Annotated in this window: 16 protein-coding genes; 12 read left to right on the top strand and 4 right to left on the bottom strand. The window is 37.6% G+C overall.

All coding sequences use genetic code 11. The annotated features are described in order from the left end of the window. The first annotated feature begins 480 nt into the window (after positions 1–480). A complete protein-coding gene (locus AAOP42_RS07495; protein WP_349527863.1) occupies positions 481–2,199 on the top strand; it encodes a GMC family oxidoreductase in 1,719 nt (572 codons plus the stop codon). A 21-nt stretch (positions 2,200–2,220) separates the two neighbouring features. After that, on the top strand, positions 2,221–2,931 hold the full coding sequence (locus AAOP42_RS07500; RefSeq protein WP_349527864.1) for a gluconate 2-dehydrogenase subunit 3 family protein: 711 nt from the start codon (positions 2,221–2,223) through the stop codon (positions 2,929–2,931). A 240-nt stretch (positions 2,932–3,171) separates the two neighbouring features. Here AAOP42_RS07500 and AAOP42_RS07505 read toward each other — a convergent pair whose 3' ends face one another. The 4 genes from AAOP42_RS07505 to AAOP42_RS07520 all read right to left on the bottom strand — a co-directional run bounded on the left by AAOP42_RS07505 (position 3,172) and on the right by AAOP42_RS07520 (position 6,002). Then, entirely contained in the window at positions 3,172–3,624 is a 453-nt protein-coding gene (locus AAOP42_RS07505) for a DUF1572 family protein (RefSeq protein ID WP_349527865.1), read from the bottom strand. Positions 3,625–3,636: 12 nt separating this feature from the next. Beyond that, positions 3,637–4,332 carry a GTP cyclohydrolase I FolE gene (gene folE, locus AAOP42_RS07510; RefSeq protein ID WP_349527866.1) on the bottom strand — a complete coding sequence of 232 codons (696 nt, stop codon included), beginning with the start codon at positions 4,330–4,332 and terminating at the stop codon, positions 3,637–3,639. Continuing rightward, complete coding sequence (locus AAOP42_RS07515) at positions 4,295–4,702, bottom strand: 6-pyruvoyl trahydropterin synthase family protein (RefSeq protein WP_349527867.1); 408 nt, start codon at positions 4,700–4,702, stop codon at positions 4,295–4,297. The genes folE and AAOP42_RS07515 overlap by 38 nt, the downstream gene beginning before the upstream one ends. Positions 4,703–4,979: 277 nt before the next feature. Further along, positions 4,980–6,002 carry a hypothetical protein gene (locus AAOP42_RS07520; protein ID WP_349527868.1) on the bottom strand — a complete coding sequence of 341 codons (1,023 nt, stop codon included), beginning with the start codon at positions 6,000–6,002 and terminating at the stop codon, positions 4,980–4,982. Between the two features lie 219 nt (positions 6,003–6,221). On the opposite strand from AAOP42_RS07520, the gene AAOP42_RS07525 reads away from it, so the two are divergent. The 10 genes from AAOP42_RS07525 (at position 6,222) to AAOP42_RS07570 (ending at position 24,185) form a co-directional block, all read left to right on the top strand. After that, positions 6,222–7,349 carry a DUF6563 family protein gene (locus tag AAOP42_RS07525; RefSeq protein WP_349527869.1) on the top strand — a complete coding sequence of 376 codons (1,128 nt, stop codon included), beginning with the start codon at positions 6,222–6,224 and terminating at the stop codon, positions 7,347–7,349. Between the two features lie 558 nt (positions 7,350–7,907). Further along, positions 7,908–8,510, top strand: coding sequence for an RNA polymerase sigma factor (locus AAOP42_RS07530; RefSeq protein WP_349527870.1), 603 nt, complete (start codon positions 7,908–7,910; stop codon positions 8,508–8,510). 203 nt (positions 8,511–8,713) lie between these two features. Next, positions 8,714–9,763 carry a FecR family protein gene (locus AAOP42_RS07535; RefSeq protein ID WP_349527871.1) on the top strand — a complete coding sequence of 350 codons (1,050 nt, stop codon included), beginning with the start codon at positions 8,714–8,716 and terminating at the stop codon, positions 9,761–9,763. Between the two features lie 196 nt (positions 9,764–9,959). Next, the gene (locus AAOP42_RS07540; protein WP_349527872.1) at positions 9,960–13,583 is read left to right on the top strand and encodes a SusC/RagA family TonB-linked outer membrane protein; all 3,624 of its coding nucleotides are present in this window, start codon (positions 9,960–9,962) and stop codon (positions 13,581–13,583) included. 32 nt (positions 13,584–13,615) lie between these two features. After that, complete coding sequence (locus AAOP42_RS07545; RefSeq protein WP_349527873.1) at positions 13,616–15,184, top strand: SusD/RagB family nutrient-binding outer membrane lipoprotein; 1,569 nt, start codon at positions 13,616–13,618, stop codon at positions 15,182–15,184. 205 nt (positions 15,185–15,389) lie between these two features. After that, positions 15,390–17,426 (top strand): protein-disulfide reductase DsbD family protein, encoded by a 2,037-nt coding sequence (locus AAOP42_RS07550; protein WP_349527874.1) that lies wholly within the window; start codon positions 15,390–15,392, stop codon positions 17,424–17,426. A gap of 100 nt (positions 17,427–17,526) precedes the next feature. Continuing rightward, a complete protein-coding gene (locus AAOP42_RS07555) occupies positions 17,527–18,348 on the top strand; it encodes a PfkB family carbohydrate kinase (protein WP_349527875.1) in 822 nt (273 codons plus the stop codon). 218 nt (positions 18,349–18,566) lie between these two features. Beyond that, the gene (locus AAOP42_RS07560; protein WP_349527876.1) at positions 18,567–19,127 is read left to right on the top strand and encodes an RNA polymerase sigma factor; all 561 of its coding nucleotides are present in this window, start codon (positions 18,567–18,569) and stop codon (positions 19,125–19,127) included. A 145-nt stretch (positions 19,128–19,272) separates the two neighbouring features. Continuing rightward, positions 19,273–20,304 (top strand): FecR family protein, encoded by a 1,032-nt coding sequence (locus tag AAOP42_RS07565; RefSeq protein ID WP_349527877.1) that lies wholly within the window; start codon positions 19,273–19,275, stop codon positions 20,302–20,304. Between the two features lie 206 nt (positions 20,305–20,510). After that, positions 20,511–24,185, top strand: a complete 3,675-nt coding sequence (locus tag AAOP42_RS07570) for a SusC/RagA family TonB-linked outer membrane protein (protein ID WP_349527878.1) — start codon at positions 20,511–20,513, stop codon at positions 24,183–24,185. The last annotated feature ends 2 nt before the right edge of the window (positions 24,186–24,187 follow it).

Genomic DNA, 24,187 nt, shown 5'->3' on the forward strand with positions numbered 1-24,187 from the left:
TCACTTTCGTCTTTTTGATCTGCATACAAGTCAATAATCCTTTACGCTTTTTCTGGTAACTTTAGCGATTCCGCTTTGTTGTTTTTTCCCATGCTGTAGAATAACCTTCCAATTTGAAAATCAGACTATTTTAGCGCAAGACATCTGAAATCCTCTTACCTGTCGGAGAAAGAGAAAATAGCCACATATTAATAGCATGTCTTTGCGTAGGAGCAACATTTTTTCTTAGTGTTTATTACAGTTTTCAAAATTTAAACTAGTTTTAGGCAAAATCTCACATGTAGTCCAAACAAAGACATACAGCTATGGGAAAAGGGTGGCCGGAAGTATTTTCTTTCGGCCTTTTTTGATCCCTGTTTTTCAATGAATAGTATCAATTAAAAACCAGTTTGTAAATTGTCAATCAGGAAATAAATCAATTTATTAGATAGATACTTATCGGTTTTATTATATTAGCCTATGTTTTATTAATAAGGAATTATGCAAATAAAAGAATCACCCAAGGAGTACGATGTAATCATTGTAGGATCAGGCGCAGGAGGAGGAATGGCCACAAAGATACTGTCTGAAGCAGGTTTAGATGTAGCTGTAGTTGAAGCAGGCCCACATTTTGACCCGGCAGATCCTGAACAAAGGACACAACTAAAATGGCCGTGGGAATCTCCCAGAAGAGGTGCAGGAACGGTTCGACCTTTTGGTGATTTTGATAGTGCCTATGGAGGTTGGGATATAGAAGGTGAACCTTATACCACCAAAGGAGAAACCAAATTTAACTGGTTTAGATCCAGAATGTTGGGTGGAAGAACCAATCACTGGGGAAGAATTTCTTTGCGTTTCGGACCGGATGATTTCAAAAAGAAAAGTATAGATGGTCTGGGTGACAACTGGCCAATTGGCTATGAAGATGTTAAGCCTTACTATGACAAGGTAGATAAACTTATAGGAGTATATGGGAGTAAGGAAAATATTCCTAATGAACCTGATGGTTTCTTCTTGCCTGCACCAAAGCCAAGATTGCATGAAATGTACTATATAAAATCTGCGAGGAAGGCTAACATTCCTGTTATCCCATCCAGATTGTCAATGCTGACTAAACGTATCAACAACGACCGTGGAGTTTGTTTTTATTGTAGCCAGTGTAATCGTGGGTGTTCGGTTTATGCAGATTTTTCTGCAGGTACTTGTTTGATTTTCCCTGCTCAGAAATCAGGTGGTAAGATTGATTTGTTTGTGAATGCTATGGTGCGTGAAGTCACTACCAATGATGAAGGTAAGGCAACTGGAGTATCTTATATCAGCAAAGACGATCGCAAGGAATATAAGTTAAAAGGAAAAATTGTAGTGTTGGCAGCCTCTGCTTGTAGTTCTGCAAGGATATTATTGAACTCTAAGAGTAAGCAACATCCAAATGGCCTTGGCAATAGCAGTGGCGTGGTTGGGAAATACCTGCATGATTCTACAGGAGCGAGCAGGTCTGCATTTATTCCTGCTTTGATGGATAGAAAAACCTACAACGAAGACGGTACCGGAGGGATGCACGTATATACTCCGTGGTGGCTCGACAATAAAAAACTTGATTTTGCCAGAGGTTATCATTTGGAAATCTGGGGTGGTCTTGGCATGCCTTCTTATGGCTTTGGCTTTGGCGTTACGGAATTCAACAAATTTTTTGGTGGTACGGTTGGTGGATATGGGCCTAAACTTCGGGATGAGGTGAAAAAATATTATGGTTCAGTGGTTGGTATTTCGGGCAGAGGAGAGTGTATTGCGAGAGAAGACAACTATTGTGAAATAGACCCTAATGTAGTGGATGAATTTGGGATTCCTGTATTGAGATTCAACTATACATGGTCTGATGATGAAAGGCTGCAAGCCAAACACATGCATGAAACATTCGAAGAATTGTTAGGTGGCATGGGAGGTACTCTTCTTGGAGACAAACCGGGAAAAGACAAAGAATATGGTCTTAACGCCCCGGGAGAAATTATACATGAGGTAGGTACTACCAGAATGGGAGATGACCCAAAAACTTCTGTCGTAAATAAATATGAGCAACTGCATGATGCAAACAATGTATTTATAGTAGATGGAGGCCCTTTTGTATCTCAGGCAGATAAGAACCCTACCTGGACAATTCTGGCTCTGTCTTGGAGAACTTCAGATTATATTTTAGATCAACTTAAGAAAAAGAACATTTAATAAAACCTTAGCAACATACACATGGATCGAAGAGACTCTTTAAAATCATTGCTGGTAGGATCATTGGCCGGCGGACTCCTTATCAATGGATGTACACCTGCTGAGGAGGTTGTTTCTACAACTCCGGAAAAAGCAGGAGAAGAGAAACATTACGGAAGAACACCGAAAGAAAAGAAAAGGGATACAGACCTGATGTCTGATAAGTTCTTTTCTGAGCATGAATTGGCTACTGTAGCCGTATTGTGCGATATCATATTGCCTGCCAACGACGAGTTTGGATCGGCAACAGATGCAGGTGTTCATGAATTCATAGAATTTATGTCTAAAGACATGCCAAGACACCAACTTCCTTTAAGAGGAGGATTGATGTGGCTTGACAATAGGTCAAATAACAAATTTGGATTGGAGTTCAAATCTTGCACGGATGATCAGCAAAAAAGTCTTCTGGATGAAATTGCTTATCCGGACAAAGCTGCACCTGAGGTACAGCAAGGAGTGAAATTCTTTTCGTTAATGAGAGATTTGACACTTTCCGGATATTATACCACGCAAGAGGGTTTCAAAGACCTTGGATATAAGGGCAATACGCCCAATGTATGGGATGGTGTGCCGCAAGACGTATTGGACAAGCATGGCATGAAATACGAAGAAGAATGGCTTGCAAAATGTCTTGATCCTGAGACAAGGAATGAAATAGCACAATGGGATGATGATGGAAACCTGTTGACCTAAGCAGAGTTCAATATAAAACTCTGGGTTACACACCAGGGTCAAACACATTTAAAAACCAATACCTCCTTACCGCACTTGTTGCGGTATCTATTAGAGACACAGTCAATCCTAAGAGACCCCTGACTTGTCAGGTAGTATTTTAAATGCGTTTGCTCTGCTGTCTTTCCAAGATAGAGGAAAGACAGGTTTTTTGCTTATTGATCTTTGAAATTAATCTCAGGTTGACTTAAGTCCCACATCTCATAGCTCTAATATTCTTCGATGGTAATTGATCTGTCCGAGGTGGTAGTTTAAATGTCCACTGAGGTGGATCAGGAATGATATGTGGGACATGGGTTTTTTGAATACTTCTATGGGATAAGCTTCTTCCATCAGCTTGCCATTAAAAGCTTCAAGGGTATCTGCCACAGACAATTTCGTGTCTTTTATTTGTTGGAGCAATTCCGCTCGTGGAACATTTTTTAATGTAAACTCATCATCTCTTTTTCGGATGTATCCGTTTTTTCCAATGATAGCACCTATAAAATGTTGGAGGTTGCCACATAGATGAAGGCATAAATTCCCAGCTGTATTGTTGATATCTCCAGCAAGCTTCCAAAGGTCAGCTTCATTGGTATAACTCTCGATTTCATTGGTCAGTCTATTGAGATCTCGTAGCAATAGATCGTGAATGGATTTTATTGTTTCATTCATGGGCGTAGATGATTAAGCCGGAGTATTGATGTAATTCAAGAATTCTCTTTTGGTGTTTTCTTCGCTGAACTTTCCACTGAAATGAGCCGTTCCGGTTTTGCTATTGGTATCTCCTACACCTCTCGACGATACGCACATGTGGTTGGCATCTATTACTACTCCCACATCTTCAGTTTTCAACACGGTCTTCAATTCATTGGCGATTTGCACAGTCATGCGTTCCTGCACTTGTGGTCTTTTGGCAAAGTACTGGACAATCCTGTTGATTTTGGATAAACCGATTACCTTACCACTGGAAATGTACGCTACATGGGCTTTGCCGTATATCGGTACAAAATGGTGCTCGCAGTGAGAGTAAAATGTGATGTCTTTTTCCACCAGCATTTCACCATAGCCAAACTTATTCTCAAACAATCTTGCGTGTGGTTTGTTTTTCGGATCTAGTCCGCTAAATACCTCCTTTACATACATTTTGGCTACCCGCATAGGTGTACCCCTGAGGCTGTCATCAGTCAGATCAAGTCCCAGTACTTGCATGATCTCTTTGAAATGTTTGGCAATCAATTCTATTTTGAGGTCATTGTCCATTTCAAAAGCGTCATCTCTGAGTGGCGTATTGAACGAAGACACCAGGTGGTCATCGCCAAAGTCCTCAATGTCCAGGTCAGGTTTAAGCGGGGTACTCAACAAAGTTTCTTTTTGTTTCATATAACTGTATTTTAAGATCATATCTGCTGTCGATTTGATCTCTGAGAATTCGGTAAATTACTATAACTATATTTTCGGCGGTAGGGTTCAGGTTTTTGAATTCTTTCACATCCAGATTGAGATTTTTATGGTCAAATCTGTCGATGATATGCTCATTGATGATGTCACTAAGAATCTTCATGTCATAGACATATCCGGTTTCTGTATCTACTTCTCCTGTCAACCTAACCACCAATTCGTAATTGTGCCCATGAAAGTTAGGGTTGTTGCACTTGCCGAATATGCGGTCATTTTTTTCATCGCTCCATTCCGGATTGAACAGGCGGTGAGCAGAGTTGAACTGTTCTTTTCTGAATACAGATACTTTCATGCTGCAATGTTAGGCCATTCTTGTCAAAATAGCATGAATATGGGTTTACGAGACAGGGCGAACGCATTTAAAAACAAAAACCTCCTTACCGCACTCCTGACTGTCGTCAGGCAAGTTGTTGCGGTATCCCTTGAAATTACAGTCAACTCTAACAGACCCCAGAACAAGTCTGGGGACAGTATGAATTTTTGAATGCGTTTGCCCTAGTTTACGAGATGCTTTCTGGTAGCCGCCTAAAGAGGTTGTTATTTCCGGAAAACAGTGGTTTTACTGGAAATTATCCGGGAATATAGCCTGACTTTTCAGTGTGCATACCTATCAGCCAATCGGAGTGTTTGCCATGAAAGGAGAATACCGAATCTCCTATCTTGAGAGCATCATATACTGGCTTGTCCACAGGGTAAGTGCCATAGGCAGAAGATATGCGGTATTGTTGTTTTCCGTTTCCGCTTGAGATTTGCTTGTCTTTTACTTGCGAGATGGCTACTATTTTCATACCCATACTTTTGTCTTTAAAGTATTTAGAAATGCATTTTACGATCCATCTGAAACACAAAAATATGCCTCCAATAAAAAATATTTCTGGAATGATAAACCACTTACTTGCTGCCATGGGGATTAAAAAAGCCAAAGCAAAAAAGCAAAATAGGATCAAGAATATAAAGTTGGTGATCAGTTTGCCATTTCTATATTTCCTTAGTGCTTTCAGGTCTTCTTTGGTCAATGGATATTCTTTTTTCTCCACTGAAGCTTTTTCCTGACTGATTTGTTTGATTTTATCTTGTAAAGACAATGCCTCATCTGCTCCTGCTACTGTTTTTTCAGTCCCATTGTTGAGTATATCAACAGATAGCGAAAGACCAGACCGTTTGGCATAGTGGAGGTCTATTTCATCGCCTACATGTACCTGACTAAAATGATTGTATTGTACCGTTACTTTTTTGTCATCGAAATGCAGGATGTACCTAGGCTGGCTGTTTTTACTATGACCTTTGCTGTTTCTGGTGCGGTGTTGATACCTTTCTTTGTCTGTTATTGTACCAGTAATAATTGTTTTGTAACCACTCCTCAGATCCAGTACGGCACTGCCTGCAATGAAAACGATAACACCGAAAAACAAAACCATAAAACCTACCAAGAAGTACAACATTACCCCACTCAGGGTCATGTCCATATTGTAAGCAACTACTGTACACAGCCCGATGGAAAAAGCAGCAAAAATGCCTGCTCCTATGATGTTTTTACGGACTTGTTTTTTATCTGAATCGGTTAGCGGTTCTAGTCTCTCTTTGTATGCCATGTTGGTCGTGTTAAATTGAAAACATGAAATTAGCTCACCGTCGCAAGTCATGAAATACCCTGTCAAGGGTATTTATTATTGCTCATGGCAAAAGATAAAGGTTGTTAAAGGAGTTTGTTTTTTTCAAAACTTCTCAGAATAATCGGATTATTAACTTAAATTGGAGGGGGTAATGTGCATTATCCTATTAATGACAATAAATTTCATAATTGTATAAAAATGAAAAAGATATTTCAAATTTTACTTGTAGTTATATCAACAAACTTATTTGCTCAACCAAATAGCAAAGAAACCCCAACGGTTGATTGTAAAAGCTATGAACTTGACACTAAAAAATTCAAGATTAAGTTTAACTCGGAATTTTCAACTTTTCAATTACATGAGGTTCAAGTTGATATTAAAGAACCTATTTTAATCTTTGTTCGGGGTTGCTCGGAGAAATTGGAGGTGATTTCAAAGCCAAGAGGATTAGCAGAAGAAATAGAGAGGACTATTACAACGGCTTATCCCAAAATTAAGTCACTAAAAATGAAAATTCATATTAAGGATATTAGGGTACTTTATAATGAATTACCTACTTTGAATCCAAGATTATATGTGACAATTGATTTTTATGTAGAAAATCCAAAGAAAGGATTTGAATTGAAGCATTCTACTACTGAATTTATACCTATAGTTCAATTTATTGAAAAACCACTCAGTAAACTTCTTAGAGTGACGATTGAAGATTTTCATAAGCAGAAGAGATATAGAAATCCATTCTCTCTAATTGATGCTCAAATCAATAATACACCTAAAGGGATATATACCTCCTTTATTGACTTGACATCTAAGAAACCAACTTATCAATTTGATTTTAAGATCAAAAGTGATTCTTTGGATAACTTAAGGTCAAAATTTCACCTTCTAGATAAAAATGATGAAAAATTCAGTAAATCTGTCCTCTGTTTTAACACAGGTACAAAATCCTATCTTAATGTAGGTTATTATTATCCAAGAAATTATTTTGTTGAGTTGGATCAGTTGAATGATGAATATTATTTCATTTATGATCAAGTTTACGATTATACACAGGCGACAAAAAATACTGTTGCTTTTGGAGGAGGGTTAGTTGGTGCATTAGCAGGATCAGCAACCGCATCCAAAAAATCTCCTGGTTTGATTGAAATAAAATCCGGTAAACTTACTACTTTCAATAAAAAGGAAATGAAAAATATTCTCGGTGATCAGTATGAAGCCTATGAGTCCTACATAGATAATGAAAATAGAGAAAAAATATTAACTTTTTTTAAGGGGTTGATAGAGAATGAAGACACCAAGGCTAAACTCATAAAAAATAATCGGTGAATGGTTGAAACTGGCAATAGAGCCTTTGCCAGAGGGGGTGATTATAATTTTGATTAGTGGTCTGTCTGGTAGATTTCCGTATTCTAATATTCATCACGCAGTGGCAGAAAACCTTTTCATTGAGAATGTGGATGATGCCTCTAAGCAAATAATTATTGTCGAATCTGATAACATATTTACGCTTTCTTTTAGTTCTGGTATTAGCATTTTTTTCTCAACCAATCGTCTAATTTGACGAGAGATTTCTGTCGACATTTTTCCTTTAAAGATATCTTTGAGATCACCTGATTGCTTGGCATTGGGGGTCTATTTCATCGCCTACATGCACCTGACTGAAATGATTGTATTGCACAGTTATATTTTTTTGTCATCGAAATGAAGAATATATTTTGGTTGGCTGTTCCTGATCGGTATAACAATCCAGTTATTTTCCATCTTAGGATAATGGGATTATCAATTTAATTTTTCCATATTGTTCAGGAGTTAAGTATCCCATCTTGAAATAGCGTTATACAATATGAAAGCCAGTGTGACCTTCCGATCAACTTCTGTCTATATTTGTGCTCCAAAACATCATATACTCTGGACAAAAAAAAGCAATTAGACCTTGTAAATAAACTGCTACCCAAGATTCAAAGTGGGGATTTGCAAGCATTTGAGCAACTGTATAACTTATACAAAGTTCAGGTTTTTAATTTTTGTTTTTCTATTCTAAAGTCAAATGCAGATGCTCAGGAAGTAGTTCAAGACATCTTCTTAAAAGTATGGCAGTCCAGAAATCAATACAATGAAATCATTTCCTTTAATGGTTTTTTGTATCGCATAGCTAAAAACCTTACCCTCAATAAAATTCGCAGAAAAACTGGCCAGCCAGAACAGTTTGATAGTTTGAAGGATGATTTTAGCATCATAAATCAGACTGAAAATGAAGTGCTTTTTCAGGAAATGAAAGAAATGCTTGATACAGCTATAGAGGCTCTGCCACCTAAAAGACAAGAAATATTCAGGTTAAGTAGAGAGGAAGGACTGTCTAATGAGGAGATAGCCGAAAAACTTGATATTTCTATCAATACAGTCAAGGGTCAGATGCGTAAAGCACTCGCCTTTCTCAAGAGTTATCTTGAGTGGATTTCAATTCTTTTTATTGTTTGGTTGTCTTAATAGAGTTTAATCAGGATACTCAGTGACAGTTGTGTTTAATGTTTTTGACGACCATTTCTTTCTTTAATCATCTCATGCCAGCCTGTCCGTCAGGCAAGGATTTCATGTAAAATAAAAAAAAAACTAAAAATGTTGCACTATAGAATAACCCCTGCTGTAAAACCTTGTGTCTTTACTTGTAAGGGACATCAAAACAACCTGTAATGAACAAGAACCTTATAGAAAGATTTTTCAAGGGAGACTATACCGAGGAAGATCAAAAACAAGTCTATAATTGGCTTCTAAGTCGAAATATGGAGCATGAAGCAAATGCTTTGTTGAAAAAACATTGGGAATCTGTGAATAAATCAGAAACCCTCACGGATACTGATTTGGAGGCGATATACCGTCGGATTATGAATGAAGTGGCTGAAGCACAAGTGATCAGACTGCTAGATACTGACGTGAAAAAACTGGGAAGTGCACATAAAACAAAAACAACGTGGACAAGTTTCTTAAAATACGCAGCTATCGTTGTTTGTGCTTTTGGCTTGGGTTATTATGCTTATTATCAGAACCAGAATGCCGGGAGTAGCAGTTCACTTGGGAAGGAGGCCACTTATATTGAAAAAGTTACCGCAAGAGGCCAGAAGTCCCATATTATACTCAAAGATGGTTCTAAGATTGTACTGAATTCTGACAGTAAAATCACTTATGATAAGAATTTTGGTATTTCAAATCGGGATATAGAGCTTTCAGGGGAAGCGTTTTTTGAAGTAGCGAAAAATGAAACTATCCCATTTAATGTAACGGCTAAAAATACCATTACATCTGCAATAGGTACTTCGTTTAACATTTCAGCTTTCATCGATGACTCATCAACGGCAATTTCTTTGGCTACCGGAAAAGTGAAAGTAGTAAGCAAAGGCAATGGAAATGTTTCTGATTCGGAAGTATTTCTTGATCCCGGCAAACAATATTTGGTTGATGGAGATAACAGAGGAGCAATTATCAGAGATTTCAACAAAGAAATGGTATTGTCCTGGAAAGAGAACGTTCTCCATTTTAATAATACAGAGATGACAGATTTGATTTCTAAACTAGAGCGCTGGTACAATGTTGAGTTTGTGGTATTGAATCCTCAACGGATGACCAATGTTCGTGGTACAGGAAATTTCAAAAATGAATCTTTGGACAATGTACTCAGGGTACTTAGCTACTCCTTGCAGTTTGATTATCAATTAAAAGAAGATAAAGTAACCATAAGCTTTTAACTCAAAAAACCGAAAGTAAATTATGAAAAATACAAGCTAGAAAAGTGCTTTTCGATTTCAAGGAAGTCCGAAAAAAAACTTACCCCAAATACCGAGTTCGTCAAAACAAATATTTAGGGTAAGTAACTGACAGTAAAATAAATATTTCACTAATCTTAACAAAGATATGAATTTTAAACTATTACAATTGATAACTATGGGTGTTAAATACTCATTTTTTGGTGTTGTTCTGCAAACTATCTTCATCGTCAATTTGATGGCTTTCGAAGGAGTTGCTCAATACAAGAGTGTTAAAGAAACCTATGTGAATCTTGAATTAAATGAAGCTTCAATTGAAGAGGCATTTGATCAAATTCAGAAGCAAACGAATTATACTTTCTTCTACGATAAGAAACGACTAAAAAACAAGCCTGAATTAAACAAAACATCAGGAACTTATAAGGTTTCTGATGTTTTGATCGAAATATCCAAACGTGCACAGTTAAAATTTCGACAGGTCAACAACAACATCGCAGTAACCCCCTTCAAGAATCAGAAGGAAAGTGTTCAGGAATTAGAAGTTGTTCTTGTTGATATAAGTGTTACGGGTAAGGTCACTGATGAAAACGGACAAGGCCTTCCGGGAGCCTCTTTGGTAATAAAAGGCACTGCAACCGGAACTACCACGGACCTTGAAGGAAACTACAAGCTAAGCGTACCTGAAAATGCTACTTTGGTGTTGTCGTATGTGGGGTATGTAACTCAGGAAGTATTGGTTGGTAATAGGAATGTTGTGGATGTGCAGCTTGAAGTTGATGCAGAAAGTCTGGATGAAGTTGTGGTCACAGCATTGGGTATCAAAAGAGAAAAAGAATCTTTAGGATATACTGCTACTAAAATTGATGGTGATGATTTTGCCATGTCGCAAGCACCAAACGTTGCGAATGCGCTTTCAGGAAAAGCACCAGGTGTTTTTATTACCAATCCAAACTCTTTGGAAGGTGGATCAACCAGGATTACCATTCGTGGAAATACAAGTTTAGGAGGAGGAAATCAGCCATTGATTATTGTTGATGGGATGCCTTTTTCTAATAGTTTTAGTACTACTGATGTAAATGGTGCAGGGGTTGGCTCAAGTGCAGTTTCAAATAGAGATTACGGTTCTGCCTTAAATCAGATTGAAGCCATGGATATCGAACGTATGGACATCTTGAAAGGTACTGCAGCTTCTGCATTGTATGGTTCAAGAGGAGCCAATGGTGTCATCCTTATTACCACAAAAAAAGGAGCAGGATCGAAAGGAATGAAAGTGGAATATACTTTGAATACTAAAGTAACAAAAGTATATCGCCATCAGGAATTTCAAAATGAATATGGTGCAGGTGGGCCTGCTGATATCTTATGGAGCAAGCCTGTTTTAGGAACTACCATGCCCACAGTTAAAGGACACGGTACTGTACCGGCTGTTGATGCCAATGGAAATAATTACCATTCGGCCAGTTATGATTTGTTTTCATGGTATGGTTCTCACATGTCCTGGGGTCCAAAATTCAATGATCAAATGGTGACGTGGTGGGATGGCGAACAAAGACCATATTCAGCTCAGCCTGACAATATGAAGCAATATTATAAAGATGGTTCTACCATTTCTCACAACTTATCTTTGATGAATAGTGGTGAGTTTGGAAATTTTAGAGCTTCTGTTACAAGAAAAGAGAATAAAGCTATTATAGACAACAGCGGGTTTAATACCACAAACATATACATTGGAGGAAACTTCAATTTTAACAAGCAGTTGAGAGCAGAAGTATTTACCTCTTACAATAGAAAAGAGCAAAAAAATCCTCCCCTTCTTGGTCAAACAAATAATTCATTCACTAACATGTTTTATAATCTTCCAAGAAGTTATAAAGGACTAGAATGGGAAAATTATAAAAATGCAGATGGCTCCAGAAACAACCAAAATGGATGGCCTTATGATCAAAATAAGTATAATGGCTGGGATTTTCATGAAAATGAATTCATGCAGTACGCCAATCAAATGCGTTCTTCTGTAAAATTGTTTTTTGATCCAACTGATTGGTTGAGCTTTTCAGGAACCGCCGGACTGGATTTTACCAGTGATGAAAGAGAAGACCAATATGGATTTACAGATGCAGCGGGTTTAGTAGGAGGCAGATATACTCACAGTTTGGCCAGAATTTATTCTCCTAATTTTGACTTTTTAGCTACAGCACACAAAGAAAATCTTATTGAAGGACTTAACGGAAGTATTTCATTTGGTGGTCAGTCATGGCAAACCAACAGGTACCAAATTAAGGGTAACATAAACAGAAACTCTAAAAGCCCATATATTTATTCATTTGACAATCATGAAACAGATCCAACTGTAAATGATGCAAAACCTGATGAAGAGAGATATGAAAAAAGAATAAATTCATTGTTTGGGTTTGCAGACCTTTCATATAAGAGTTTTATATTCTTACAAGTAACCGCCAGAAATGACTGGTCTTCTACACTTCCTGTTGCAAATAATAACTATTTCTACCCGGGAGCTTCTTTAAGCTTTGTTCCGTCAGAGATAATTGACATGGGGGAAGTGATTTCTTTTGCTAAGTTAAGATTGGCTTATGCAACAACAGGATCGGATACCGATCCGTACCTAGTTACACCTACTTTTACTCCGGATGCTTTTGGAGGAATACCAACAGTTTCTATGCAAGATGGATTGCCTAATCTGAACCTTCAATCTCAAAGGTCTAAAGAATTTGAGATAGGTACCAATGTAGCTTTGTTTGATGGTAGGTTAAATATTGATCTTACTTATTACAACAAAAACTCATTTAACCAGATACTGTCAGCACCCCTTCCATGGTCTTCAGGAGCCAATAGTATTAAATTTAATACAGGGGAGTTAGAACTAACCGGTTTTGAATTCGATATCAGTGCAACTGTTATGAATAAAGGAGACCTTAGGTGGGATATTGGATTAGTAGGTTCAAAATTCTCCAATAAATTATTAGGTCTGACAGAAGGGGTAGATACCTATACTGTTGGTGGACTTTGGGGTACTTACGGTACTGAGATGCGTGCTACAGTTGGTCAAAACTTTGGTGCTATATATGGCTGGGGAATTCAAAAGGATTCAAATGGACGTCCTATCCTGAACGTATTTAAAGATGCCAATGGAGATGTAACTGGTACTGTTTACAAGAAAACTGAAGAATTGGAAATAGTAGGTAATGCCACACCAAAAATGATGGGAGGTCTTAACTCTAGTTTGTCTTGGAAAAACTTCTCTTTCTTTACTTTAATAGACTTCAAACTGGGTGGAGATGTATATTGTCCTCAGTACGGTTCTGCATTGAATGGAGGATTGAGTCCTGCTACTTTGGCCGAAAGAAACGGCAATGGTTTGCCATATACTTATCCTAATGGCGATACCGATAATATCGGTGTGATAATGGACGGAGTAGTATTGGTAGAAGGAACCACTGATCAATATGTGGAAAACACGAATGTAGTGCATGCTTTTTATAAGTACGCAGGAAACGGTTGGAATCCTAATCCTCAGCCTGATGCTGTTTTTGAAAATACTTGGGTGAAGTTGAGAGAGCTATCAGTTTCTTACCGACTCCCAACAGCGATAACAAGTAAAGTAAGCTTTATCCAGAATGTAGATGTTTCAGTGATTGGAAGAGATCTTCTTTATTTCTATGACACTATGCCTGATGGCATCAATCCTGAAGGACTTAACGGAGTAGGTGATGCACAGTATGTAATAGCTGGAGCAATACCAGTGGCCAGGTCATTTGCGCTTAACTTAAAAGTTACATTTTAATAAAGTATTGATTTAACGTTAATTATAGAATTATGAAAATCAAAAAATATATAATAACTGTATTATCAATAGCATTGATAATAACAAGTTGTGATGATGGATTTGAAGAGATGAATCAAGACCCTTTTAATCCAACAGAAACAAGTTTACCACCTGTTTTTAATTCCCTTACTGCTACGATGGTAAAGGGATGGCAGGAGCAAACAGGGTTGGAATATGAGTTGATGGGGCTTGCAAGTCAGGTTACAAACCCTCATGCTAATTCGGGTTATCTGTTAGCTAATGCATCCAATGAGATTTGGGAAAATTATTATAAGTACATGTCCGATGCACGTCTTTTTGACCGTTTAGTGGCAGATTATAGTGAGGCTCAGAAATTGGATAACCTAATAGCTCAGAAAAATATAATTCACGCTTACAAGACGTTTAAAATGGTGGATTATTTTGGTGATATCCCATATTATGATGGAGCTAAGGCTACTGATGGGGCAGAGTTTTTCTATCCTGAATATAGTGACCAAAAAACGGTATATATGGATATGATGCAAATGCTGAAGGATGCTGATGCCAATATGGTAGTTGGTGCTGGTGATGATTATGCTTCGCTTGCTACGTATGATGTGCTTTTTGGTGATGACAAAACCATGTGGAGAAAATTCGCCAATTCTATCAGGTTGAGACAAGCATTGAGGGCTTATGATGCTGACAATACTTTGGCCAGCCATGTTTCAGATATACTTGGAGGTAACTTACCTCTAATTGAGGATGGAGAAGATGTAGAAATTGATCCGGTTAGTTTAAACCTTGATTTGAGAGGAAGAATATGGGCGTATAGTGGAGGTTTTGTTCGATTTGGTGAAACAATGTTTGATGCTATGTCTGATGGTACCGATGAAGCTGACATATTCGATCCACGCCTTAGATTATTTTCAGAAACCAACTCCAGTGGAAACTGGGCTCCTATGCCATTCGGTGGAGGAGCAGTAGCTGAACCAGCAGGAAACCCAAATGCAGAAAACAGATGGGAAGATCAGGCTAATGCAGGTGATTACAATTATTCACCAATTAACTACTGGATTTTGACAGGCCGTTTTTCTGTTCCTGAGTTAGTTATTACTGCAGCAGAAGTTCATTTCTTAAAGGCAGAAGCCTATGCTAAAGGTGTAGGTGTAGCGACTAATATGACAAAGGCCAGAGAAGAGTATGAAGCAGGAATTAAATCTTCAATAGATTATTGGTTCAACATGGCTAATTTTTCCAAGAATTTTGGAGATGACTATAGCTGGAGAAATGTACCTGCAACTCCTGACGCAGCTGCAATGACCACTATGTTGACTAATCCTAAAGTTGCATGGGTTGATGCCGATGCATTAGAGTTGATCTATACACAACGTTGGATTTCTCACTTCAGACAAGTTCCCCAAGCCTGGAGTCTTTGGAGGCAAACGAAAATGACTCCTCAAACAGGAGGTAGCGAGTTTATCTTTAACAGAGTAGTCTATCCTCAAAATGAGCAAGACAGAAACGGTGACAATTATAGTGCTCAGGTAAACGAAATGGGTGGAGATACCAAAGACGTAAAAGTTTGGTGGATGCAATAATATTTGCTAAATAACATGCATGTAAAAACCGCCTGAATTAATTTTCAGGCGGTTTTTTTATTTCATACGCTGAAAGCATATCCGTTATAGATTTGAAAAGCCAATCAAATTATGTTTGTTGGTGTAATTTTTAAATGCTTAGCATAAATTGCATTTTGCAAAACTATTTTATGCTGAATACGGTTATATTCCAAAACACATTTCAATGAGACACTTTGTTATTTCTGTAGTTCTGGTTTTCTGGTCACTTTTGTCATTTGGAGAAATACTCCAACCAGCAATTTGGGGTTATAAACTCTCCAAAGATCAGGTCGAAGTAGGTGAAGAAGTCGAATTGATATTCAATGTAAAACTTGAAGATACATGGCACTTATACACTGCGGATTTAGATCCGGAAATTGGGCCACTACCTACAGTCTTTGAATTTACTTCTGACCCGAGCTATGAATTAATAGGTGACATCCAGCAATTTGGAGTGCATAAAGTATATGATGAAATATGGGAAGCCGACATCACCTACTTCAGTGACAAAGCAGAATTCAGACAAAAAATAAAAGTGCTTTCAACCGATCTTAATATTTCAGGCAGGTATGAATATCAGGTATGCACCACTGTAGATGGTATGTGCATATCAGGAAGCGGAGAGTTTGATGTCAAAGACATTAAAGCAAGTGATTCTAAAAACAAAAGTGCTAAATCAGATCAGGAAGAAGCCTCAGTTGTGGAGCAGTCAAAAGATGATAGTCCTTATTCTGTTGATACCAGTGACACTTCTAAAAGTCAGTCTTTATGGGGCTTTGCGATTGTGGCATTTTTGGCTGGCTTGGCTGGACTCTTGACACCATGCGTTTTTCCTATGATTCCAATGACTGTCACTTTTTTTTCTCACGATAATGATAAAAAAAGTACGGCAATTCGCAATGCTTTGGTTTATGGACTGTCTATTATAGCTATTTATACCATTGCCGGTACTATTGTAGCAAAAATCAATGGCCCTGAATTTGCCAATTGGCTCAGCACACACTGGATTCCAAATATTTTCTTCTTTGTCGTCTTCGTTGTTTTTGCTCTGTCTTTTTTAGGCATGTTCGAAATAGTATTACCCAGCTCCTGGGTCAACAAAGTCGATCAGCAAGCAGATAAAGGTGGGTTGTATGGTGCGTTTTTTATGGCATTTACGCTCGTATTGGTTTCCTTTTCATGTACCGGGCCTATAGTCGGTAGTATTTTGGTAGAGTCGGCAGGGGGGCAAATTTTGAAACCTATTGTAGGCATGTTTTCATTTTCACTGGCATTTGCCATTCCATTTACCCTTTTCGCCATATTTCCCGATTGGCTCAATAAGTTACCCAAATCCGGAGGTTGGCTCAACAGCGTAAAAGTCGTTTTAGGTTTTTTAGAATTGGCTCTTGGTTTGAAATTTCTCAGTGTAGCCGATCAGGTATATCATTGGGGTATTTTAGACAGGGAAATCTACCTGGCATTATGGATTGTTATTTTTGCCTTGATAGGTTTTTATTTGTTAGGGAAAATAAGGACAAACCATGACAGTGTGTTGGAAAAAGTAGGCGTACCGAGGTTGTTACTATCTATTATAACATTCTCATTTGTAGTTTATTTGATTCCCGGGATGTTTGGTGCACCACTGAAAGGACTGGCAGGCTACTTACCCCCAATGACGACACATGATTACAATTTACCACAATTGATTTTGCAAAATAATAGTAGTGTATCCCGGCAAACAAGCATTTACGATTTATGTGAAGAACCTAAATATGCCGATATGCTTCATTTTCCACATGGAATCAAAGGTTACTTCGATTTACAACAGGGACTGACATGTGCCAAAAAACAGAATAAACCGGTTTTTATAGATTTTACAGGCCATGGGTGTGTGAATTGCCGGGAGATGGAAGCCAGAGTATGGTCAGATTCGGAAGTATTGAAAAGGCTGAAAAATGATTATATAGTCGTGGCACTTTATGTGGACGAAAAAACCGAATTGCCTGAATCAGAGTGGTACACTTCTACCTTCGACAATAAGGTGAAGAAAACCATTGGCAAGCAAAATGCAGATTTTCAAATTACTGCTTTCAACAACAATGCACAACCCTTTTATGTGTTGATGGACTATAATCAAAATCCTCTGATTGCATCCAAAGCTTATGATCTTAATGTTCAGAATTTTATTGATTTTCTGGATCAGGGAAAAGAGGAGTTTAAATCTGTGACGAGCCGATGAAAGCAATATATTTTACCATTGACCAATAAAAGATATTTCGTATGATGAATGTATTAGTATTTGGTGAGATACTCTGGGATATTATAGAGGAAAAAAACATTTGGGAGGAGCTTCCTTGAATTTTGCTGCACACTGTGCCCAATGCGGTCAATATGCAGGAATGATTTCCAGTTTGGGACAAGATGAATTGGGAGATCAGGCACTCGAAATGATCAAAAAGCTTAAAGTTGATACTGCTCTGATACAAAGAAGCGTATCTCGGGATACAGGAACCGTGTTGGTTACCTTAGAAAATGGGCAGCCTGATTATGAAGTATTAGCCGGAGTAGCTTATGATTATGTTTATAAAGAAGAATTGGATGAAAGTGAAATAGGAGAGTATGATGCCTTTTATTTTGGCTCGATCATTCAAAGGAATAAGGTGTCTCGGGAAACCCTATATTATGTGTTGGATAATTACGAATTTGACAAAATTTTTTACGATGTAAATCTCCGTAAAGATTGTTACTCAAAACCAATCATAGAAAAATCCCTTGGTTATTGCAATATCCTCAAGGTCAATGATGATGAAGTAAGTATTTTAAGTGATATACTTTTTGGTAACCATTTAGGGTTTGAAGCATTTTCAAAAGAAGTAATAAAGCAATTTTCCCAAATTAAAATAATAATTATTACTACAGGGAAGAAAGGTTGTGTTCTGTATTATGATGGTCAATTAGTGACAGTTCCGGGAGTAGCTGTAAATGTAAAAGACACGGTAGGAGCTGGTGATTCATTTAGTGCCGCCTTCCTTAGTACATACTATAAAACAGGCGATCCTATCAAATCAGCGAGTATAGCCAATCATGTGGGTGGCTTTGTTGCTTCTATGAGCGGGGCTATTCCCAGATATTCGGATGGAATTTTAGCACTTCTTTCATAAAAGGTTATTCTGTTATATGCATGGTTAATTATCGTTATGAATGTTAAAATCACATTAAGCAGAGGGGTGATTTATTCTGTATAGCGATTTAGCAAATAATGATAATTCACAAAAATTACTTTGCTTTGCATTTGAAATATCATTGTGAACCGTATATCCAACTATTAAAAAGAATTAAGGAAATTCTTGGTTGAGGTAGTAGGTTTCGTATAGCCTCCTTGGACAACTCAAAAAACAATCTTTGGACCGACTTAAAAAAAGGTAAGCGTTCGGCACTACTTAAAATATATGAGCAGAGCTATGCCGATCTATATAACTATGGAATGCGAATTTCGCATAACGACGACCTTACCCGGGATTGCATCCATGATCTTTTTACCAACCTATGGTCGGGAAGTTCTAAAATAAATGAGGCAAAGGAACCCAAACCGTACATGTTTCGCATGCTTCGGTGGATGATCATTGATGCCTTAAAGCATGATAGCCTATTCGTAGAAAAAAGTGACACAGAATTGTACGACCCTATACTCTCAGGTGAAGATGACATTATTGTTCATGAGATATTAGAGGAGAATAAAAACAAACTTAAGGCTGCAATTGATGGTTTATCCAACCGACAGAAGGAGATTATATATTTGAAGTTCTATAGCGGGCTCACTTATGAAGAAATATCTCAGGTAACAGCCATGAAAAACCAATCCATTAGAAATTTATTTTCAAAAGCACTAAAAGAATTGAGAAAGAGTATCTCTCTTGTAATGCTATTGGCTGTGTCCTGATTTCAGGATCACAATAAAATATACCCTCCTTAAGGGTCACGTAACCAGTGACTTAATTTATTTTTTTTAAAAATATTAAAAAAAGTGAGTACAAAATTACTTTTCAAAAGAGTATAGTAAAATATTCAATCCAATAGTCGCAAAAATGAATTATCAAGATTACAATGTAGATGATTTTATAAATGATGAATCTTTTCAGTCTTATGTCTTCGACATTGACCCAAAAAACGAATTGTTCTGGAAAGACTGGTTGTTGAAGAACCCTCAAAAACAAAAAGAAGCAGAAATTGCTAGAAATATATTGCTTAGCTTTTCAATTAAAGGATTAGATATAGATGTTGAAAAGTACAATCATGATCTGTCAAGACTTCAAAAAGCTATTTCTGACAAGAAAGAAAGTAAACACATTTCTATTGTTAAGAATTTGGATTTTTTCTGGAAAGTGGCAGCCAGTATTTTGCTCTTTTTAGGATTGGGGTATGGCATGTCGTATTTTTCTTCGCAAGAATATGGTAAAAAGGAAATTACAGTTTTGGAAAAGTCCAATCCTAAAGGGCGCAAATCGAAAGTGATGCTGCCAGATGGCTCTCGGGTAAAACTAAACGCAGACAGTTATTTTAAATATGAAGAGGTTGACAACAAACGAAATGTTTATTTGAGAGGGGAAGCTTTTTTTGAAGTTTCCAGAGATGCTTCCAGACCTTTTACTGTTTATACTGAAAATATTAGTACCATGGCATTAGGAACCTCATTTAATGTAAGGGCTTATCCGGAAGACATGGTGACACAGGTGTATCTATCTACAGGAAAAGTAGAAGTAAAAACATTAGGAAACGATAAATGTACCAAGTTAACACTAGAGCCTGGAAGTCGAGCTGGTTTTCATAAAGATGATCAAAGTTTATCCTTTGAAGATTTTAATCCGGAAAATGCGCTTGCATGGAAACATGGAACTATTGTATTTGAGAAATCAGATTTTCAGGAAGTAAAGCGATTATTAGAAAGATGGTATGGGGTTGACATTGAAGTGAATGGCAATCCAGAACCTTCCTGGAGAATTAATGGAGCATTTGAAAAAGAATCTTTGGATAACGTACTTAGCAGTATTCATTTCACTACCCCACTTGATTATTCAATTTCAAAAGATAAAGTAAAAATAAATTTTCAAAACAAATAAAGAAAGTATGATAAAAAAACTACACAATTCTTCTTAAAAAAGCAGACCGTCAATTGGATAATTAACGGTCCGTTTGTCATTTCTCGATTTTGAGGTTGTCATCGCCAAAATCTCACCTCTATTATCGAGATCAATTCATTTTAACAAAATATTCTTTCATTAAAACATACAAATATATGAAATGTAAATTACTACGACTAAGTCTTATGCTAGGAAAGTATACTATATTCGGTATGATCATACAGTGCATTGGATTTAACTTGCTTCTCGCTTCAGAGGGCAATGCCCAAAAATTCAAGAGTGTAAAAGATACCTACGTTGAGGTTGGATTAGAAAACACCAATCTTGGAGAAGTCATCAAGCGAATCGAATCGCTTACGGATTATAAATTCGTTTATCAAAATAAACTTTACAAGAACAAAAAGAATGTGAAGTTAGAATTACCGGCTGCTCAAAGGTCTGTAGCAGCTGTGCTAATGGATATTTCAGAACAATCAGGCTTGAAATTTAAGCAGATAAACAATAGTATTAACATTAATACATTGAAGGATCAAGAGATGGTTGAAATCGCTTTAGCCGATGTTGATATTTCAGGAAAGGTAACTGATGAAAATGGACAAGGTCTGCCAGGTGCTTCAGTACTTGTTAAGGAAACATCTAACGGTACTACTACCGATCTTGATGGCAACTTCAAATTGAGCGTTCCTGAAAATTCTACGATCAATGTCTCTTATGTAGGTTACGTCACTCAGGAAATCACTCTGGATGCCAGAACTACTTACAATTTCAGTATGGAACTTGACGCTTCTCAGTTAGCAGAAATTGTAGTGACAGCTTTGGGAATTGAGCGGGATTCGAGAGCATTGGGCTATGCCGCAACTCAGGTTAAAGGTAAGGATTTAGTTCAGGCCAATACAGTGAACCCAATTGCAGCCTTACAAGGTAAAGCAGCAGGGCTTAGTATTTCTGGTAGTGATGGTGGTCTGTTTGGTTCTACTAAAATTGAAATCCGTGGAGTTTCATCCTTGAATTCTCAAAACAATCAGCCTATTTTTGTTGTTGATGGGGTAATTCTTGAAAATGCAATTGGCAGTGTTGGAAGCCATGACTGGAATGGAGATGCCAACGACTTTGGTAACATGCTTAAAAACCTTAATGTTGATGACTATGAGTCAATTAACGTACTAAAAGGTGCTGCAGCGACAGCACTTTATGGCTCCAGAGGTATTCACGGAGCAATTGTAATTAAAAGCAAAGACGGTAAAGGAGCCAAAGGCCTTGGTGTTACTTTTTCACAATCTACTTCAATTGACCATGTATATGGACAACCTGATTTCAATTATACAAAAGGGCCAGGTAACTATTATGGTAACCGTTCTTATACAGGTGATCCTTATGGCCAGGGATTTACTACCACTACTGTTGGTGGACAATCTGTTCCCACTTTAATTGGAGGGCAAACCAGATTGTTTGGTCCGGAATATGATGCTAATGTAATGATACAGGACTATGATGGACAGATGATACCTTATGTACCTGTAGAAGACCACTTTGTTAAAATGTATGACCTGGGTGTTGGAACCAATACTAACATTTCAATGAGAGGTGGTGATGAAAATGGCAATTTCTATCTTTCTACAAACTATACTAAGCGTAACGGCACTACCCCAAACAACGTTTTTGAAAAAGCATCTGTTTTTCTTTCAGGTACAAGGAAACTGTCTGATTTTTTGGTGATCAACTCATCGGTATCAGTTACAGAAAGTGAATCTGGAAACCCTCCTGTGAACCATGGCGAATCCCTTATTACGAATCTTACCTGGGGTCCTATGTATGATGCTGACAAGTGGAGAAAACAAGAAGTATGGCAAGCACCACATGGGGGTACACCAAACACCAACTTAGGCGATGAGTATGGAAATGTACCTGGTAATGGCACCTGGTTCAGCACTTATATGAATGAAAATATAAGAAAAGAGACAGTAGTACGGCCAGTTGTTAGGCTTACTGCTAATGTTACAGATTGGTTGCAGGTTGCTGTTGAGGGTAATGTGAACTTTTATAATATAAATTCTGAATCGAAAGTGCTTGGACAGGGATATCAGAATGAGGGAGGTTCATATAGCCTGGGGCATAAGACGGATGTTTCTAAAACTGGTAAACTATCTTTTATCATGGACAAAGAAACGGGTGATTTTTCTCATAATCTGTTGTTGCATGCAGAGACTTGGGATCAAAGAAAAACCCAGAGTGGTGCTAGTACTAGCGGTGGCTTAATTGTACCTGGTCAGTACTTTATCACTAACTCCAAAAACACGCCATCATTAAGTACTACCAATGTATATGGTACAAAACAAATAAATTCGCTGTTGTTTAAGTATAGTGTAGGATGGAAAGATCAACTATATGTTGATATTACCGGGCGTAACGACTGGTCTTCTGCGTTAACTTTTACCGATGGAACTGGTAATTATTCATACTACTACCCATCTGTTACTTCTTCATGGGTTTTCTCTGAAACTTTTGCCGATAACATGCCCTCTTGGTTGAGTTTTGGTAAACTGAGAGCTTCTTGGGCTCAGGTTGGTAACGACACCAACCCGTTTGATATCAATAAAGGTTATTCTACTGGCAATATTGATCATGCCAATGGAAATATTATTACCAATAGTGGTTCCACTACTGTAGTAGATCCTTTGTTGAAACCAGAAAAGAAAACTTCTATTGAGGTAGGTCTTAATGTAAGTTTCATGCAAAACAGGTTGACTGTGGATGTTGCATATTATGATGATTTAGTAAAAAATCAGATATCAACAATTCCATTGCCAGGGGAAAGTGGCTTTAATAATATGCTTACAAACGTAGGGACATTGAGAAATGGTGGTATAGAACTTACTCTATCAGGGGATATTATTAAAAATACTGATTATAACTGGACTTCAACATTCAATTACTGGAGAAATACAACCACTGTAGAGGAGTTACACGAATTAACAGGTGAATATAAAAGTCTCTATGGTGATGTTGCTTATGGTAACTATAGGGTTGGTGCTGTTGCATTTGAAGGTGGAGAATATGGTGTATTGTATAGTGATTCTAAAATTGCACAGGATGACAATGGTAATAACCTGATGACATGGCATGACGGTGTGAAAGCGGCATATTATAAGAGATCAGGTGAACGAGAAGAGGTTGGAAAAATACAGCCTGACTTTGAAGGCTCATGGAACAATGAATTCCGTTATAAGAATTTCACTTTAGGAGTATTACTTGACATGCGTTTTGGTGGCGATGTAGTGAGTTTCCCGGCGAAATATGGTACAGCTTATGGTGTATTGGAAACTTCGTTGAACGCAGGACTTACAGCGGATGAAAACTTGATAGAGAAAGGTGTTACCTGGACAAGTAAACGTGCTTCTGAGAGTGGTGTTGTTTATACCAATGGGGTAATTCCGGCTGGTGTGTTTGATAATGGAACTACTATTACAGATCCTGATGGAGTAAGTAGGGATGTAAGTGGAATGACTTGGAAAGAAGCTGCAGCAGCAGGAATAGTAGATGACGCAGTTGATGAAGGTCAATGGGCCTACTGGCACAGTTCATGGGGTACTAGTGTTGTCAATCCTAACTGGCTGTACAGTCTAAGTTATATTTCGGTAAGAAATATTTCTGTAGGATATAATGTAAAGTTACCCAAGCTTAATATTCAGAATCTAAATGTAAGTTTGAATGTGAGGAATGCAGGGTACCTACATAACTCATCTCCAAGTAATTTACACCCTGAATCTGGTAGAGGAACAGGTAGTGCTCAGTCAGCATTTATCCGTACTCTAATGCCATACCAAAGAACTTATACTTTGGGCCTTCAATTCACATTTTAGAA

The organism is Reichenbachiella sp. MALMAid0571 (assembly GCF_040151475.1).
Classification (GTDB): domain Bacteria; phylum Bacteroidota; class Bacteroidia; order Cytophagales; family Cyclobacteriaceae; genus CAXBNB01.

What these genes read in the sequence shown, in the direction of transcription:
- AAOP42_RS07495 (WP_349527863.1), top strand. Translation starts at nt 481, where the DNA reads ATGCAAATAAAAGAATCACCCAAGGAGTACGATGTAATCATTGTAGGA.
- AAOP42_RS07500 (WP_349527864.1), top strand. Translation starts at nt 2,221, where the DNA reads ATGGATCGAAGAGACTCTTTAAAATCATTGCTGGTAGGATCATTGGCC.
- AAOP42_RS07505 (WP_349527865.1), bottom strand. Translation starts at nt 3,624, where the DNA reads ATGAATGAAACAATAAAATCCATTCACGATCTATTGCTACGAGATCTC.
- folE (WP_349527866.1), bottom strand. Translation starts at nt 4,332, where the DNA reads ATGAAACAAAAAGAAACTTTGTTGAGTACCCCGCTTAAACCTGACCTG.
- AAOP42_RS07515 (WP_349527867.1), bottom strand. Translation starts at nt 4,702, where the DNA reads ATGAAAGTATCTGTATTCAGAAAAGAACAGTTCAACTCTGCTCACCGC.
- AAOP42_RS07520 (WP_349527868.1), bottom strand. Translation starts at nt 6,002, where the DNA reads ATGGCATACAAAGAGAGACTAGAACCGCTAACCGATTCAGATAAAAAA.
- AAOP42_RS07525 (WP_349527869.1), top strand. Translation starts at nt 6,222, where the DNA reads ATGAAAAAGATATTTCAAATTTTACTTGTAGTTATATCAACAAACTTA.
- AAOP42_RS07535 (WP_349527871.1), top strand. Translation starts at nt 8,714, where the DNA reads ATGAACAAGAACCTTATAGAAAGATTTTTCAAGGGAGACTATACCGAG.
- AAOP42_RS07540 (WP_349527872.1), top strand. Translation starts at nt 9,960, where the DNA reads ATGGGTGTTAAATACTCATTTTTTGGTGTTGTTCTGCAAACTATCTTC.
- AAOP42_RS07545 (WP_349527873.1), top strand. Translation starts at nt 13,616, where the DNA reads ATGAAAATCAAAAAATATATAATAACTGTATTATCAATAGCATTGATA.
- AAOP42_RS07550 (WP_349527874.1), top strand. Translation starts at nt 15,390, where the DNA reads ATGAGACACTTTGTTATTTCTGTAGTTCTGGTTTTCTGGTCACTTTTG.
- AAOP42_RS07565 (WP_349527877.1), top strand. Translation starts at nt 19,273, where the DNA reads ATGAATTATCAAGATTACAATGTAGATGATTTTATAAATGATGAATCT.
- AAOP42_RS07570 (WP_349527878.1), top strand. Translation starts at nt 20,511, where the DNA reads ATGCTAGGAAAGTATACTATATTCGGTATGATCATACAGTGCATTGGA.